Source organism: Chloroherpetonaceae bacterium (assembly GCA_033763895.1).
Taxonomy (GTDB): domain Bacteria; phylum Bacteroidota; class Chlorobiia; order Chlorobiales; family Thermochlorobacteraceae; genus JANRJQ01.
The window spans coordinates 150,380-166,262 of the sequence record JANRJQ010000010.1; the positions used below are offsets into that span (position 1 = coordinate 150,380).

At 41.1% G+C, this 15,883-nt stretch carries 11 protein-coding genes and 2 tRNA genes; 6 read left to right on the plus strand and 7 right to left on the minus strand.

Annotation, left to right across the window (positions count from 1 at the left end):
* The first annotated feature begins 418 nt into the window (after positions 1–418).
* From SFU91_08815 to SFU91_08825, 3 genes are all read left to right on the plus strand, one after another.
* A tRNA-Lys gene (locus SFU91_08815) sits at positions 419–491 on the plus strand.
* 47 nt (positions 492–538) lie between these two features.
* Positions 539–620, plus strand: a tRNA-Leu gene (locus tag SFU91_08820).
* Between the two features lie 70 nt (positions 621–690).
* A complete protein-coding gene (locus SFU91_08825) occupies positions 691–933 on the plus strand; it encodes a hypothetical protein (protein MDX2129123.1) in 243 nt (80 codons plus the stop codon).
* 59 nt (positions 934–992) lie between these two features.
* Here the strand turns inward: SFU91_08825 and SFU91_08830 are convergent, their stop codons facing one another.
* The 6 genes from SFU91_08830 to SFU91_08855 all read right to left on the minus strand — a co-directional run bounded on the left by SFU91_08830 (position 993) and on the right by SFU91_08855 (position 9,943).
* The gene (locus tag SFU91_08830; GenBank protein ID MDX2129124.1) at positions 993–3,326 is read right to left on the minus strand and encodes a hypothetical protein; all 2,334 of its coding nucleotides are present in this window, start codon (positions 3,324–3,326) and stop codon (positions 993–995) included.
* Positions 3,323–4,297: an alpha-E domain-containing protein gene (locus SFU91_08835; protein MDX2129125.1), complete on the minus strand. Its 975-nt coding sequence runs from the start codon at positions 4,295–4,297 to the stop codon at positions 3,323–3,325. The genes SFU91_08830 and SFU91_08835 overlap by 4 nt, the downstream gene beginning before the upstream one ends.
* A gap of 89 nt (positions 4,298–4,386) precedes the next feature.
* The gene (locus SFU91_08840) at positions 4,387–5,805 is read right to left on the minus strand and encodes a sigma-54 dependent transcriptional regulator (protein MDX2129126.1); all 1,419 of its coding nucleotides are present in this window, start codon (positions 5,803–5,805) and stop codon (positions 4,387–4,389) included.
* A 102-nt stretch (positions 5,806–5,907) separates the two neighbouring features.
* Entirely contained in the window at positions 5,908–7,155 is a 1,248-nt protein-coding gene (locus tag SFU91_08845; GenBank protein ID MDX2129127.1) for a DHHA1 domain-containing protein, read from the minus strand.
* Between the two features lie 6 nt (positions 7,156–7,161).
* Entirely contained in the window at positions 7,162–9,144 is a 1,983-nt protein-coding gene (locus SFU91_08850) for a hypothetical protein (GenBank protein MDX2129128.1), read from the minus strand.
* 34 nt (positions 9,145–9,178) lie between these two features.
* Positions 9,179–9,943, minus strand: coding sequence for a geranylgeranylglyceryl/heptaprenylglyceryl phosphate synthase (locus tag SFU91_08855; protein ID MDX2129129.1), 765 nt, complete (start codon positions 9,941–9,943; stop codon positions 9,179–9,181).
* A 212-nt stretch (positions 9,944–10,155) separates the two neighbouring features.
* Between SFU91_08855 and fbp the strand changes: the two genes are divergently transcribed.
* The 3 genes from fbp to SFU91_08870 are packed head-to-tail and all read left to right on the plus strand — an operon-like array spanning position 10,156 to position 13,601.
* The gene (gene fbp / locus SFU91_08860; protein ID MDX2129130.1) at positions 10,156–11,229 is read left to right on the plus strand and encodes a class 1 fructose-bisphosphatase; all 1,074 of its coding nucleotides are present in this window, start codon (positions 10,156–10,158) and stop codon (positions 11,227–11,229) included.
* Positions 11,230–11,239: 10 nt separating this feature from the next.
* A complete protein-coding gene (gene hppD, locus SFU91_08865) occupies positions 11,240–12,370 on the plus strand; it encodes a 4-hydroxyphenylpyruvate dioxygenase (protein ID MDX2129131.1) in 1,131 nt (376 codons plus the stop codon).
* 49 nt (positions 12,371–12,419) lie between these two features.
* Entirely contained in the window at positions 12,420–13,601 is a 1,182-nt protein-coding gene (locus SFU91_08870; protein MDX2129132.1) for an acyl-CoA dehydrogenase family protein, read from the plus strand.
* 88 nt (positions 13,602–13,689) lie between these two features.
* Here SFU91_08870 and SFU91_08875 read toward each other — a convergent pair whose 3' ends face one another.
* Positions 13,690–15,813, minus strand: coding sequence for an alpha-amylase/4-alpha-glucanotransferase domain-containing protein (locus SFU91_08875; GenBank protein ID MDX2129133.1), 2,124 nt, complete (start codon positions 15,811–15,813; stop codon positions 13,690–13,692).
* Between the last annotated feature and the right edge of the window lie 70 nt (positions 15,814–15,883).

Genomic DNA, 15,883 nt, shown 5'->3' on the forward strand with positions numbered 1-15,883 from the left:
GTATAGCAAGGCTCAAGAAGTTATTTTTTTGAAAATAGGAGAATCAAAAAAAATTTTGTGGAAAAACGAAAAAGTTGTAATTTAAAGTTCGCCCAAAATCAAGCCTGAACGGTGAATTTGAGGATCAACTTATTTCAAGGATAAAATTGGATAAGAAGTATTCGCAGTCGTCTTCAGAAGAGGGTTACACAGTTTTTTGAAACTTTAACGAAAAGAAACAATGCCTTGCGGAAAAAAAAGAAAGCGTCATAAAATGGCGACTCACAAACGGAAAAAACGCCGTCGGAAGAATCGACATAAAAAGCGTTTGCGTTATCGAAATAATTAATTTTCGTTTCAGTTTTTTTTCAGGAACGCTTGACGATTAACTTCGGTTTCGTATTTTGCGCCGCAAATTTTCTATAGGTTTGTGGCAGTTGTGAATATAGCTCAGTCGGTAGAGCATCTCACTTTTAATGAGAGGGTCGATGGTTCGAATCCATCTATTCACACAACACGAGGCGGCTTCGATGCCGCCCGTTTTTTCTTAAGGTGAATTGCCCGGGTGGCGGAATTGGTAGACGCACTACTTTGAGGTGGTAGCGCCGCGAGGTGTAGGAGTTCGAGTCTCCTCTCGGGCACGTAAGCCGTTTTACTTTCAGTTTTGTGAGTAAACGGCTTTTTTTATTAAACGCATTTTTAAATCCCAATATGACAGAGCGGGAACTTCAAAATTCAATCCTCGGGGCGATAAAGTCTCACAAAGATGCCAATAATGGCGCTATGATTCCTTTTCAAACACTTTCAGTGCAAATGGGGATGACGGAAACCGATCTACAAAAAGCGCTTCGTGCTCTTAAAATGCTTGATTGTGTTCGCTACACCGAAGATGACAAAACTTTTGTGCCTCTTTTAGTGGATATAACAATTAATGGTAAGAATAGGCTGAAATAGCCTATAAGTCTTAATTCAATTATTAAGAACTTGAATTTTGATTAAAGTGTATCAATAATTTAGTTTAATATTTCCCAACTAACTCCCAAACGAAAAGTTCTTGGAATTTGAGGAAAAAATGATGCCTTGAAAAAGGAAGAATCCAAAAGATTTTCCATTGAAAAAAAGATGACCCCGCTTCCGACTCCTGCCCAAAGGAGGAAATCAATTCTGCCGGTAGGTGCTTGAACTCCCCATTGCAAATTGTTGTCTCGAAGGCCACTTGCATCTTCAATTAAATTGAAGAAAAAAAGTTGTGCCCGCTCCGAATTTTGAACTGCGAGAGAGAGATCAGACATAAAGTAACCGTAAAGACCAGCTTTAAGCCGTAACGCCCCATCAAATAAATTTCCCGAATAAAAAATAGAAAGGTTCCCAAACCACTTCGGAATCGCATAGAGACGATTTGTGGTAAGTGTTGTTGAGGGGTTACTTCTATCAAAGTTAAACCCGGTTTCATAATCCACTTCTGGTGACTCTACAAGTGAATAATTCAATACCAGTGTCATAGCGGCACTTGTTTCTATATCGCCAAGGTTAAACAATGGAAAACGAAATTTGTAACTTGCCCCAATTGCAGAGTAGCTGAGTGTATTTTCTATACTCTTAAAAGAGCCGGCTGTAGAAAAATCAGAATCAACCGTTTGAACAATTGCGATTGGTGACAGGACCGAGGTATTGGTCAGCGAAACATAAAATTGATGCGTACTATCAATCAAAATTTTACCGGAAAGGGTGCCCATTAAAATTTTTTCACTCCGCCAATTCAAAGAACCTCGGAGAAGCGAATCCGCCGAGAAAACTTCGCGAAGAGACGGTAATCGTTCTGTTCTAAGCAAATCGGCGGAAAATTCAATTTGATCGTTGCCGTTTAATCCAAGAGGGAGTGCAAAAGATCCCCCAATACCCGTTTGTGGGATAGAGGATGTATTATTGAGCCCGCCGGTACCACTGGTATTAACTAACGAGAGCCCCGCTGAACCATAGGCCTCAAGCGGTGTACCAAAAAGCAAACTATCAAATCGGATTTTTCCAACACCTCGGACATCAAACTGATTGGTGGTAGGCTGAATTGATTCATTATTTGGAGATTGTAATGTGTTGTTGGTTCCAATATTTTCAATGGCATAATTTCCTCTCAAACCAAGTGTAAATGGGTCAAGACGAAGTTCCGTTTTACTTCCAATTCCCATTCTTAACGCATCTTGACTGTCGGAAAATACTGAACTATCGATACGCGAAACCGAAGTGCCGTTAATGGTTGCGGTGTATCCTGAAACGGCATTTTTTTCATATAGTGATCCGTAAAATGTTGTAAAAGCCCAAAGTTTGAAGCCGCTTGATGAATCAGAAAAAAAAGGAAGTGGTGTTTCTATAGACGCCTTAAGAGATGTAAAGGAAAGTGACATTGAGCGATATTGTCCATAAATTACCGCTCGGCGAAAATCAAAAATATCCGCATCGAGTTCAGTGGTTGCAACCGGATCGATACCGCCATAGGGTTTTATAATCATATTCGATGTATTCAAAGAGAGATGGAGTTGGGCATTTTTTGAGAGCTGATATCGCAGAATTGCTCTGACACGATTGACTTCAGATTGCGAGCCGAAGCGTGCATTTGTTTGGCTTCCAAGATTACTATAAAGCCCGTCTGTTCCTTCGCGCCCATACCCTAAATAGAAATTGAGGGTCTCCGAAAAGTTTCGGGTAAATGTGACATCGATTTTGGATGTTCCCCCAGCAAATTGAAAAAAAACAATTTTAGTATAGGCCTCAGCTGCAAGGAAATTTTCTGTTTCAGAGTGAAACGAGAACGGCTGAGAGGAATACATCAATGAACCACTGCCTGAAAAAAGTCTTAATTCAGAAAAGGATTCACTTGAGAGAAATGTATAAAGGGCATTACCATCAATTGGGTTATTGAGGGGAACGTCGTCCAAGAAAATTGATTGGTGTCGCGTTCCCAATCCATTGATGAGCAGTTCATTTAACTGGCCTAATTCAAATTTATCACGAAAGTAAATGTTTGGGAGATCAATAAAGAAATCTTCAACATGACGGTGGTAAATCAAATCGCGCCCTGTGTTTTCAATCTTGGCGAACGGTGTGAGAAGGGAGTGCTCCGAAGGCAATACTACGATGGATTTCTTCTTTGCGGGTGCCGGTTTTGTTGGATCAAGTCGAGGTTTATTTTTCAACGTATCGCTTCGGGTTCCCCTCTTTTCGGGTCTTAACTCTTGCGCTGTAAGGTTTTGAAATCCAAAAAAAAGTAAAAAAATGTATAAAGAAATTATGGCTAGAGGGAAGCGATTGAAATTGAGGCGGCGAATCAAGGCAGTGCGAGTGACGTTCAATTTGGGGAGAAGAAAGTTTCGTGAATGGCTAACCCAACATTATTGATTTCAATTTGAAGCTTATCGAGATACTCATGCAATCCGAAATTAAATATTTCTTCAATAGAAATGATGTCAAGCTCTGAGCGCAGGAGACCCAATTTTTTTTGGGCGATGTTCGAGAAATCAAGAAGTATGTTTAAAGACGTTTCATTGCTTGGTTCTGATCCTGAAATTTGCCTAAGTGAGGTTTCAGCGTGGATAAGGCAATAGTGAATGGAACGTGGAAATTCCCGATCGAGCAAGATAAATTCAGCAATTGTTTGTGGAGATGACTTGCTGTATTTCTTATGATACATTTGAAAGGCACTGATAGATTTTAGCAAGGCAGACCATTGAAGCAAGTCAAAAGGTGTTCCAACAGTCGAAACCGATGGAAGGAGAATAAAGTACTTGACATCAAGCAAACGGGAAGCTTTATCAGCCCGTTCAAGAAGGCGCCCGATGTTTAAAAAATGCCAACCTTCGGTATGGGTAAGGCATGAATCTGAAATGCCATTAACAAGATGACTTGCATTGCGAATCTCGCTATAGAAAGTGGCTGATTCAGAAAGCGCGAATCGGTTATGAGTCATTGTATTTTGAACAGAGAGATAATATTTGTTGATTTGCTCAAATAGTTCAGAAGGAAGATTTTCCCTGATGGTACGGGCATTTTCACGAGCAGAATGGATACACGAAAAAATTGAATTTGGGTTTGATTCATCAAAGGTCAAAAATCGAATCACGTTTTCACGAGACGGCTCGCCATAACGCTCCTTAAAAAGTTCTTGATCGCCAGAAGTGAAAATTAAAGGCTCCCACTGTTCACCACTGCCGCTTGGAAGATCAGGGATAAGGTTCAGATTCACACTGATAAAACGCGCGTAATTTTCAGCACGCTCGATATATCGTGCGATCCAATAGAACGAATTTGCGACTCGGCTTAGCATTGATCAAAAATCCAAAAGTTATTTCTAGTTAAATAAAGCAATCGAAGAAGGTATAAAATAGGCCATCGTGAAAGAGTTGTTTAGATGAGCTAATCTTCATAACCATTTCGTTTACGAATTTCCCAAAGGGCTTTTGCTGAAATACCCAATGTTTTTGCGGCTTCGCCGTAGCTTTTGCCTGAATTCAAGATTGCCTGAATATAAGACCATTTCACTTCTTCTAAGCTTTTTCCAATAGGAATTGAAAAAATCGGTTCTTCATTTTTACTTTGAATCTGATGTTCTTTCGGGATTCGTTCGCTCGAAGAGAGAATGATTTGCTCCGGGGTAATGGAGTCACCTGCCTTAGTGAATATCACAGCGCGTTCCATTACGTTCCGCAGTTCTCGAACATTTCCTTTCCAATAGTGACTAAGCAATTTCTCTTTTGCCAAGTCGGTCAGTGAAGCAATCGGTTTATTCATTTCAACAGAAAATTGTTCGATAAATTTTTCTGCAATTAAAATGATATCGCTTCCCAATTCTCGAAGCGGAGGCATTGAAATTGAAACCACATTGATTCTAAAAAAAAGATCTTCCCGGAAATCGCGTTTCGCGACTTTTTCTTCAAGAGCGCTATTGGATGCACAAATAATACGAACATCAACACTGATGGGCTTGTTTCCGCCAAGCCTTCTGAAGGTTCGGGTTTCAAGAACGGTAAGCAATTTGGATTGAACTAAAAGTGAAGCAGCGTCAATTTCATCCAAAAAGATGGTGCCGTTACTGGCAATTTCAAAAAGTCCCTTTTTGGAAGACCGAGCGTCTGTAAATGCGCCTTGTTCGTAGCCGAATAGCTCAGCTTCAAGCAAATTTTCGGGGAGAGCTGCGCAGTTGATTTCAACAAATTGCCCTTTTCCTGAGCGTGTGGAGTGGTGGTGAATCATTTCCGCGGCGACATTTTTTCCTGACCCTGTTTCACCTCGAATTAACACAGTAGAGTCTATCGAAGCCACTTGCTCGATGATTGATCGCACGTTGGCCATTGCGTGGCTTTCACCAATTAGAATTGGGGAGCGATATTGACGAACTTTTCGGGATAGCACTTCAACCTCTTGCTTGTAGCGTGAGTTATCGGTTTTCAAAACACCGCTTTCAATTGCCCGTTGCACAAGAGTTCGCAGAACGGTAAAGTTTGAAGTGGTAAATGTGGGATCGGAAAACTTTTTTTCGAGGTAATGAAAAGCACCTGCTTGCAAGGCCTGAACTGCCATTTCAATACTTCCAAATGCAGTGAGAACAATGACAGGAACCTCCGGTGTCTTTGATTTAATCATCCGAACAAGTTCAACCCCGTTAATTTCAGGCATTGAAAAATCGGTCACTACTAAGTTTGGCGGGTTGGATTCAACCGATTTTACACATTCAGATGGGATTGAAAAAGGGGTAACCTCATAGTCTTTGGATAAAATTTTTACCAAAAGGGTACGAAAACTCGGGTCGTCATCGACGACAAATACTTTGTGCATAAGGTGATTGAGTAATGAAATCCCATAAAAGGATTAAAATATTACATAAAGTAATACTGCATGCTCATAGTTACAAAATCAAAGTTTGCCCAAAGAAAGAAATCATGATATTAATTTGGTTGAAAGGAAGGTGTTAAGCTCCGAGCGAAATGCTGTAGAGAGATCAGAAATCTTTCCAGCCCAAGTTCCACCTCCTTGTGCGTTATCAACTTTGCCACCGCCTTTCCCACTTTGCAAGTGTGAAAGAAGTTGCCTCAATAGTGCGTTGCAATCAAACCCAAGATCCGGGCTTCTCGTGACGACAACTTGAACCTTGTTATTTCCAACCAATGCCAAAACTCCAAAACACTTTGTTTGTTTCCTAAGAGTTTCAGCATAGGTTTGAAACGATTCCGGCCGAAGATTTTCATAAATACTAAACCAAAGCGAAAAAGATCCTTCCATTAAATGGTCGCTCGTGGGAAGTGATTTTATGATTTCTCGCGCTTCTTTTTGAGCCAATTCAGAACGAAGAGCGGCAAGTTCTTTATCCTTTTCTTTGGAATCTGAAATTATCCGTTCGATTTTTTCGATAAGACGTGGTTGGGGCACACTAAGCACTTGTACCGAGTAAGTGACAAGTTGATTTTTGAAATGATAATCCCTAAGAACTCTTTGTCCACAATGAAAATCAAGGCGAGTAATCCCCTGTTTTAGCTTTTCGGTTCGAATCACTTTGACGATGCCCACCTCACAAGTTTGCTTGACATGAGTGCCGCCACAAGGTGTTAAATCAAATTCAGGAACTTCGAGAATTCTGATTGTGCCAATGACTTTTGGTAGAACACGTAGTTTAAAACTCTGGATCGTATCGGAAGTGGCGAAATGAATCTTCACGGGGCGATTTTCCCAAATGATGCGATTGGTAAGCTGTTCTGCATCATGAATTTGAGAATCAGAGAGTTTCTCAGTTGATAAATCTAAGGTCGCAACGTCATTTCCAAGTCTCGAAGAATGGGTTTTGATGCCGAATAAATTTTCGAATGCAGCGGATAGCAAATGCTGACCGGTATGCTGCTGCATATTTTCAAAACGACGATTCCAATCAATTTTTCCGGTGATTTTATCTCCAACAGCAAAAGAAGGTTCGAAGGCAAGGAAATGAAAAATATCACCATTTTCACTCTCAAGAACAGAATCAATCCTAATTCCCGAAATTTCTCCAAGATCATGCTCTTGACCGCCAGAGGTGGGATAAAAGTAAGTATTATCAAGGGCAACAGTATATTTTTCACCCGTTCTTTCAATACGAGTGACGATTGATTCAAATTCTGTTTTGTAGGAATCGGTGTAGTAATTTTTTTCCGTCATAAAAAGTTATGCAGTTTCGTTTCGAAGTTTTCGAATTTTTTCACGGACTTTTCTCTGATAAATGCTCTTTGGATAATCCCGAAGGATGCGTTCAAAGTATTTGATGCTTCGTTCACGAAATGCACGTTTAAGACCTGAATCTGGAAGTGAAAGCGAGACTAATTGAGATGATTTTGCTTCAAAATATTCTCCAAGAATAAACAAAGCTTTATCGGCGAAGTAGCTTTTGGGGAAAGATTCTGCTATTTGTTCATACTCTACTACGGCTGAATCAGGTATGAGCTTAATCAATAAAGAAGCATAATCAAAAAGAACTTCATCCGAAATGGCGGCTTGGGGTGAGGCTTCAAAATGGTTTTTTTTCCATTGTTTATAGAGCAAGAGAGCTTCCGATTGTTTTTCCATTGCAAGCAGTTTTTTTATCTCTGCAAAACTTTTCAAAGCGGGTATTGCCGAGGGATTTTTTGCTGTATCAGATAGTGCACGTTGTAAAAAGAGTTTAAGCAGGAGAGCATTGTTGGAGGCATTTCTCCCAGATTCAATTTTTGATAAAGCGGCGATGGCACTGTCGAATTGGGTAAGGAGAAATCCGATTTCACCGGAAAGTAAATTTGCATCGGCTCGGATTTCTCGACCTGCAAAACCATCGCTGGCAACGCGTTTTGCTTCACTTAAAGCGCGAGAAAAGTTTCCTTCTCGTTGTTTTAGTTTTGCAAAAATTAAAGCGCCTTGTTTTGCTGCTTGTGTCTCACGAAATCGATTGTTTAATCTTTCTAGGGTTTCAGACGCTGCGCGATAATCCTTTTTATATTCAAAAAATAGTCTTGCTTGGGCAAGAATGACTTCTGCGCTTTCCATTGCAGTTGGGTAGAAGGTTTCATAACTACGGTAAGCTTGGATGGCGCTCTCGTAATATTTTGATCGTGTGGTATCCGGTTCAGTCGAATTTTTGGCTAAAGCTTCAAGGGTTTTTGCTAAGCCAAAGCGCGCTTGTTGTACATAAAAAACGGCATAGGTAGAGATTGACGGATCAGCAAGCTTTTGGAAGGCATTTCTTGCGGCAGAATACTGGGCTTTGTCAAACGCCAATTGTGCAAACATTAAAATTTGAGCTCCGCGAGATGATAAGGCATTATCGCGAGCAACTGCTTCTTTTAATGCGCCGAGATAGTCGCCTTTCTCCATATATAGCGTAGAGAGCAATTGTGAAGTAATTTGCTTCGCCATTGCAACATTGTATTGGCCTCGTTTTATTTCAATGGTCTTGATTGTTTCTGTAAGTACATCGGGGTTATCTTTAGTCGCATAACTAAGAATTTGTGAAGAAACGGTGCTATAATCCGGAAAATCGCCCCGAAGCATTGAAAGAAATTCCGTTGTTGCCTCATTGTATTTACCAAGCGAGACATAAACATTTCCGAGTTCATCGGCCAAAAGTGTCGGGTTGCCAAATCGCTCTCGTCCCATTTGAATAAAAGTAAGCAATGCGTCAAAAGCTCTTTGTCGAAATAGCCAGCGTGTAAGGGCTTCAAATTGACTTTGGATTTTTACGCTTTCTACGACTTCTTTGAATAGCGGCTCAGCAAGTTTTGGTTGATTAAGATTGTTGTAACAAAGCGCCAAATACAAAAGATTTTCGGGGCTTGATTTTTTTCTCTCGTGTTCTTCTTTTAAGTACTTGGAAAGTTTTTCGAATTCTCGCATTTCGTAAAGAGAGACCTTCAACCGCTCAAAATAAAGTTGTCTTTTATCAGCCAAGTAAAGTCTTTCAAAGAGAATTGAGGCGCGCTCGTAGTTTTGAGCTTGAAAAAAAGACTCCGCCAAGTCAAAATCCGGGCTAGGCTGTGCAAGCGTTTTCAAAGAAAAGAAACCAAATGAGAAAGTGATAAAGAGAGGAATCAATAAAAACTTGAGACATGCGTGAAGCATTTTATCAGTATAAGTTCCTATTAAGGGAAAATGGAGATATGGCACCAATTGGTAGGTCATTCGTTGAATCAAAAAAAATATAATCAGTAATTTTTTATGAATTGGAAGAATGAACGGCATCAATCATGTTTCTCAAAAAGCTATCGCTTCGATGGTGTTCAAAAGCATTTCCGATCACAATGAAATCTGCTCCTGCTTGAACTTTACTTGCGGCTTCTTCGGGTGTGCGAATTCCACCACCCACAATCAAGGGTAAACTTGAAACAGATTTAACCCTAGAAATCATTTCTTCCGGTACAGAAAGTTCGGCTCCGCTTCCGGCTTCAAGGTAACAAAATTTCATTCCCAAATATTCAGCCGCAAGGGCATGCGCTGCAGCGATATTTGGTTTATGACGAGGAATTGGCATTGTACCGGTAACATAGCTTACAGTTGTCGGTTTACCTGATTCAATAAGCAAATAAGCCGTAGGGATTGTTTCTAAACCCAAGGCTTTGATTGCCGGCGCAGCGGTAACATGATGACCAATAAGATACTCCGGGTTTCTTCCGCTCATCAAAGAAAGAAAAAGCATTGCATCGGCTTCGCCCGATACTTGCATTGCACTACCGGGAAATAAAATGACCGGTAAATGGCTTACAGCTTTGATATGACGGATATACTCATCAATTCGGTAAGAAAGCATCATGCTGCCACCTATCAAAATGGCATCTGCACCAAATTCACTAGCTTTTTTACACAATTTGAGCAATTCAGTTTCTTCGTAACTATCGGGGTCAATCAAAAGTAAAAATCCCGCTCTTTTTCTTTCACGAGTTAAAAGCAGTTGACTGATAATGGTTGTTGAAAGTTTTTCCATATTGAATGATTTAGAAAAAGATAGCAAAAAAAAGAATCTGACACTGCTTTTTGAGAAAGGATTGTGTCCTAAACCTCATTTGGTGGCGAAAATTCCAAGTTCTTCATTTTTACTTGCCCCTTCATCATAAAAATGTAATTTGCAGTTACACTTATTTTATGAGATCTAATACGAGAAGTATCAAGTACATTTCAAAACGACAGGAGACGACAATGGGAGAGTTGATTACAATCGAACGGCATATTTTGGAACAGCAAAAAATGTTCCCAAATGCAACAGGTGAACTTTCGCAGTTGCTTTCTGATGTGACCTTCGCTGCAAAATTAGTCCGAAGAGAAGTCATTCGAGCAGGACTTGTGGATATGCTTGGCTCAATCGGGAAAACGAATGTGCAGGGCGAGGAAGTCAAAAAGTTGGATGAATATGCGAATGAAAGGTTTATCCACGCAATCGGACACCACGGTAGATTTGCCGTTATGGCTTCTGAAGAAAACGATGATATAATCATTCCACCAAATGATCACGCCGGAAAATATGTTCTTCTTTTCGACCCCCTTGATGGCTCGGCAAATATTGACGCAAATATTAGTGTCGGAACGATTTTTTCAATTTATAAAAGAAAATCATTGGTAGGGAGTCCGGCTGATGCAGATGATTGCTTGCAGCGTGGGTTAGATCAAGTTGCCGCGGGATATGTGATCTATGGTTCCTCTGTCATGTTGGTTTATACGACCGGGCAAGGAGTTCACGGATTTACTCTTGATCCAACAATTGGAGAGTTCCTTCTCTCACACCGTGATATCAAAACCCCTCAACGCGGAAAAATATATTCCATAAATGAAGGATACTACCGTTATTTTTTTGATGGCATAAAGAAATATATCAAGTATTTGCAGCATGAAGATAAAGCCACTTCAAGGCCTTATTCAGCACGGTATATTGGTTCGTTAGTCGCGGATTTTCATCGCAATCTGCTCTACGGTGGTATCTTTGTTTATCCAAGAACCAAAAAAGCACCCAGCGGAAAACTTCGCCTTCTCTATGAAGCTAACCCAATGGCTTTTATTTGTGAACAAGCCGGCGGAAGAGCCACTGATGGTTATCAACGCATCTTGGAATTAGAGCCAAAAGAATTGCATCAACGCACCCCACTTTTTATTGGAAGTACAGAAGATGTGAAAATCGCAGAAGAATTTGAACAAGGGCTTCGTGAATTGGAACACGACAAAGAATTGATTCCTTTAATGCTTAAAGAAGTTGAAAAAGCTGAAAGAATTTTAACCTAATTCATTGACTATGATAGAAACATCAGCGCATGACACGCGTGGCACTTTAGCCGAAAAAAATGAAATTAAAATTCTCGATTTCGATTACCTTGAGTTTTATGTCGGTAATGCAAAGCAAGCTGCTCAATATTATCGCACAGTATTTGGGTTTACTATTCGAGCCTATAGCGGCCCTGAAACCGGCGTAAAACACCGCGCGAGTTATCTTCTTGAGCAGGGAAAAATTCGATTTGTACTCACCTCTCCATTGCAAGCTAATTCTGAAATTTCGGAACACATCAAAAACCACGGTGATGGGGTTCGTGATGTAGCGTTTGAGGTGGAAGATACAGATCAAATTTACAAAGCTGCGTTAAAGCGCGGCGCAACTCCCGTGGCAGACCCACATGAAATTAAAGATGAAAATGGGTCAGTAATTAAAGCCTCAATCAAGACCTTTGGTGATACAATCCATTCATTTATCGAAAGAAAAAATTACAAAGGCGTATTTCTTCCCACATTTCATGAACGCCAACATAAAGGAAGCGAAAAGCCGATGCTTCGTGCGATTGATCATATTGTAGGGAATGTTGGATGGAATGAAATGGAAAAGTGGGTAAGGTTCTATGAAAACACGTTCGATTTTCGTCAGTTTCAAAGCTTCGATGATAAAGACATTTCAACAGAGTATTCAGCCTTGCGCTCCAAAGTGATGACGAATATTTCTGAGCGAATCAAGATGCCGATTAATGAGCCGGCGGAAGGAAAGCGAAAATCTCAGATTGAAGAATACATCGAGTTTTACGGTGGTGCCGGTGTTCAACATGTGGCGTTGATAACCGACGATATCGTTCAAACGGTTCGTGAACTTCGCTCGCGTGGCGTTGAGTTTATCTCGGTGCCGCTTTCGTATTACGATACGCTTCTTTCACGAGTAGGTGAATTGAAGGAGAATATTGAAGAGCTTCGCAAAGAAAATATTTTGGTTGATAAAGACGAGCACGGGTATATGCTTCAGATCTTCACCAAACCGGTTGAAGATCGGCCAACACTTTTCTATGAAATTATTCAACGCCGAGGCTCAAAAAGTTTTGGTAAAGGAAATTTCAAAGCACTCTTTGAAGCTATTGAAAGAGACCAAGCTGCAAGAGGAAATCTCTAAGAATGAATTTCAGCAATTTAGATGAACATTTAATCCAATTTAGTTAACAATGACAGAACTAACCACAGCAGCCGTAGAGGCAGGAATCAATTTCGGGCTTACCGAAAATCAAAAAATGATTGCAGAAACCGTGCGATCATTTACTCAGCGCGAATTGCCGCCACACATTGTTTTAGAGTATGACGAGGCGCAAAAGCTTCCTTTAGAGCTTGTGATGAAACTTGGAGAGTTAGGATTTTTAGGAATGATTTTCCCTGCAGAATTTGGCGGCTCCGGGTTTGGATATTTGGAATATGTAACCGCTATTGAAGAATTGGCAAAGGTTGACCCAAGCGTTGCCCTGACAGTCGCAGCGCATAATTCACTTGGCACCAATCATATTTTTCAATTTGCGACCGAAGAAGTTAAAGCGAAGTACATCCCAAGACTTGCAAGCGGGAAAGCACTTGCTGCTTGGGCTTTAACCGAACCTAATTCGGGCAGCGATGCCGCGGGGATGCTGACTACGGCTGTAAAAGATGGTGACTCTTGGATCCTAAACGGAACAAAGAATTTTATCACCAATTCGCATGCAGGTGAAGTGGCTGTTATAATGGCCATTACAGAGCGTGAAAGAGGCAATAACGGCATCAGCGCTTTTGTGGTCGAAAAGGGAACACCCGGATTTTCAGCCGGTAAAAAGGAAAATAAATTAGGAATGCGTGCCTCAGAAACCGGACAATTGATATTGGATAATTGTCGAATTCCGGCAGAAAACTTGCTTGGTAAACTGAACGAAGGGTTCAAGCAAGCAATGAAGATTTTGGATGGCGGTAGAATTTCAATTGCTGCGCTCTCGCTCGGCTTGGCGGAAGGTGCGCTTGAAGCCTCACTCCGATATGCCAAAGAGCGAAAACAATTCGGCAAGCCGATTGCCGATTTTCAGGCCATTCAATTTAAGCTTGCACAAATGGCCACCGAAATTGAAGCGGCTAAATTGCTGACAATGCGTGCAGCAGCCTTGAAGGACGAAGGAAAAACAACGACTACGGAATCATCAATGGCAAAGCTTTATGCTTCTGAAGTGGCGGAACGAGTGGCCTCGGAAGCGGTTCAAATTTTCGGCGGCTACGGGTTCATTAAAGATTTTCCAGTAGAAAAATTCTATCGCGATGTCAAGCTGTGCACCATTGGCGAAGGAACATCCGAAATTCAACGCGTGGTGATTGCTCGCCAATTGATTAAGGAGTAATTCAATCGGAAAAATGAATTTTTTTGGTGAAATCAAAAGAGGACGAAAAGGCGTCCTCTTTTTTTGTTCGGATTTGTTAATGAAAAAATCAGCTTCTCATAAAACGCTGCGTCAAGCTTATTTTAATGGGCTTTTTTGAAAGTTCAATATCATAGCACATCATCACCACCGAGCCTTGATAGACTTTCTCGAACCCACCTTCCGAAAGCGAAATCGTTTCAATCGGAAAGCGTATCACTGTGGCTTCGTAGTTCGACTCCAACTTGGCATTGATTTTGAGCCACTCATCTTTTAGCCCAACCATTGGTGAGCGGACTTCACCAATACTTACCAATCGATTTTCTTCTAAGATTTGATTATCGAAATAGTAGTACCTATCGGGTGCATTTCCTGCAAGGAGACCATAGCAATTTTCAACCGCGAATCGAACCGTAGCTTTTGAATCGTTAAGCATTCTTAGGCTATAATCTACCGTGTACTCGGGTTTGCCTTTTAAGACCGTGATTATTTTCTCAACTTCTACCGAGAAATCTTTCCCACCAAGATGCACATGACCTTTTCTTGTGAGTATTGCAACTTGCTTTTGTTTTGTGCCCGATGTTTTTACTTCATAAGCACCGTGCACGAAATCGCCGAGTTCACGGAAAGTCCCTCGGTAGAATTCCTCCGCCGTGGTGTTGTGAGGTACAAAGTGATCAACCAAATTTCCGTGCCGATACCAATCATAATTCAAATGCGATTCCAACCCAAGCTCTTTCACCATTACGCTCTCGTGCATTGCACCGGCAGCGCCACTTTGAGGTGCAGTGCGTTTCAGCCGTTCGTGGTATCCTTCTTCTCTGCGTGAAACAATATCCAAGAGATTTTTCGAAGCCGGTTTATAATCGAGCTCTGTTATCATCCCGCCTTCTTTCGGCTTAATGTAAATACCGAGTTCACTATTCTTAATCACCACTTCATCTTGTCCATCCTTATCGAAATCTGTGACACTTAGGCTTACAATTTCATTTTGGCCATCAAGCTTATCTAAATCGGTTTCGGCATCAATGAGGTTTTGATAAATCGGGTGGCGAAGGTTCGGAAGGTAAGTTCCGCCAAAAACCCCGTGCCAGTATGGGCAGTTACACTGGGCGGCCATTATTTTATCAATGGTTTTCGAAGATACTTTCTTTCCCTTTTCCTCCAATTGCCGAGCACGGTGTGAGACCTCAAGCATCTTTTTATGCATCTGATTCGATTCAGGGTACTTTACCATAAAGTTTCGCCAAAAGCCACCGCGAACGAATATGTTATAGTCATCAAACAATCCTTCTTCCTTCAAACGATGTTCAAAGGTTTCATAAGTCTTGAAGGATTTCGAAGGAAGTGCCCAGTGCATCATTTCAGCGTAGGAGGCATTTGAAAGGTAAATGCGGCCGATGGGTTTATACTTTTCTAAGGCTTCTTGAAAGGTGATGGTGTTAATCCAATCGCGGTTGTCGTGCAGGGCTTCAAAAAACTTTTCAAGCCAATGATTTTTGGAGTAAATGTGTTCATACATTCCGGGCCACGCGCCGAATTTTTCGCCATCGTCTGCAAAAACCACCATTCTATCGCCTTCTTCGGTTGCGATGCTTCGGAGATAATCAATCGTCGCGCTCACATCTTGAAAAGGAATTGAGTATCGAAGCGTTTTGGAAATGGGGAAGAGATTAACGGTATAGCCTTGCTCTTCACTGATGTAGTACCCGTAAAGTTGATCTTCAGTCAATCCGGCATATTTGAAATGCGTATCATCCAAAATCACATACTTGATCCCCGCCTGCGCGAGTGGCTTTACCAAATGCTGCTCCCAAATACGCTCCGCAAGCCAAAGGCCGGTGGCGGTTGTTCCAAAATGTTTTTTAACAAACTTGGTTAATTTTTGAACCTGCGCAATTTTATCTTCATCGGGAATCACTGCTAAGATAGGTTCATAAAAACCCCCGCTAATGACTTCAATATTTCCCCGATCAACCAATGTTTTCAATTGCTTTAGGAGTTCGGGCCTGTTCGATTCAAGCCAGTCCAAAAGAATTCCTGTGTAGTGCTTTGCGATTTTAAGAGAGGGAAATTTTTGAAAAACATCGAGAAAAGGCTTGTAGGATTTTTGGTAGCACTCTTCAAAAACGGAATCGAAATTCCCGATAGGTTGATGATTGTGCGTACCAAAGATGAGATTAATCTTTTTCATTGGTTTGAATAGGATTGTTGGAAAAGCGACATCGAAGTAAAATAATAAGAAGTATGCGTGAAGACTGTTA

Coding starts and splice junctions, on each gene's coding strand:
- SFU91_08825 (MDX2129123.1), top strand. CDS start 691: ATGACAGAGCGGGAACTTCAAAATTCAATCCTCGGGGCGATAAAGTCT.
- SFU91_08835 (MDX2129125.1), bottom strand. CDS start 4,297: ATGCTAAGCCGAGTCGCAAATTCGTTCTATTGGATCGCACGATATATC.
- SFU91_08840 (MDX2129126.1), bottom strand. CDS start 5,805: ATGCACAAAGTATTTGTCGTCGATGACGACCCGAGTTTTCGTACCCTT.
- SFU91_08845 (MDX2129127.1), bottom strand. CDS start 7,155: ATGACGGAAAAAAATTACTACACCGATTCCTACAAAACAGAATTTGAA.
- SFU91_08850 (MDX2129128.1), bottom strand. CDS start 9,144: ATGACCTACCAATTGGTGCCATATCTCCATTTTCCCTTAATAGGAACT.
- SFU91_08855 (MDX2129129.1), bottom strand. CDS start 9,943: ATGGAAAAACTTTCAACAACCATTATCAGTCAACTGCTTTTAACTCGT.
- fbp (MDX2129130.1), top strand. CDS start 10,156: ATGGGAGAGTTGATTACAATCGAACGGCATATTTTGGAACAGCAAAAA.
- hppD (MDX2129131.1), top strand. CDS start 11,240: ATGATAGAAACATCAGCGCATGACACGCGTGGCACTTTAGCCGAAAAA.
- SFU91_08870 (MDX2129132.1), top strand. CDS start 12,420: ATGACAGAACTAACCACAGCAGCCGTAGAGGCAGGAATCAATTTCGGG.
- SFU91_08875 (MDX2129133.1), bottom strand. CDS start 15,813: ATGAAAAAGATTAATCTCATCTTTGGTACGCACAATCATCAACCTATC.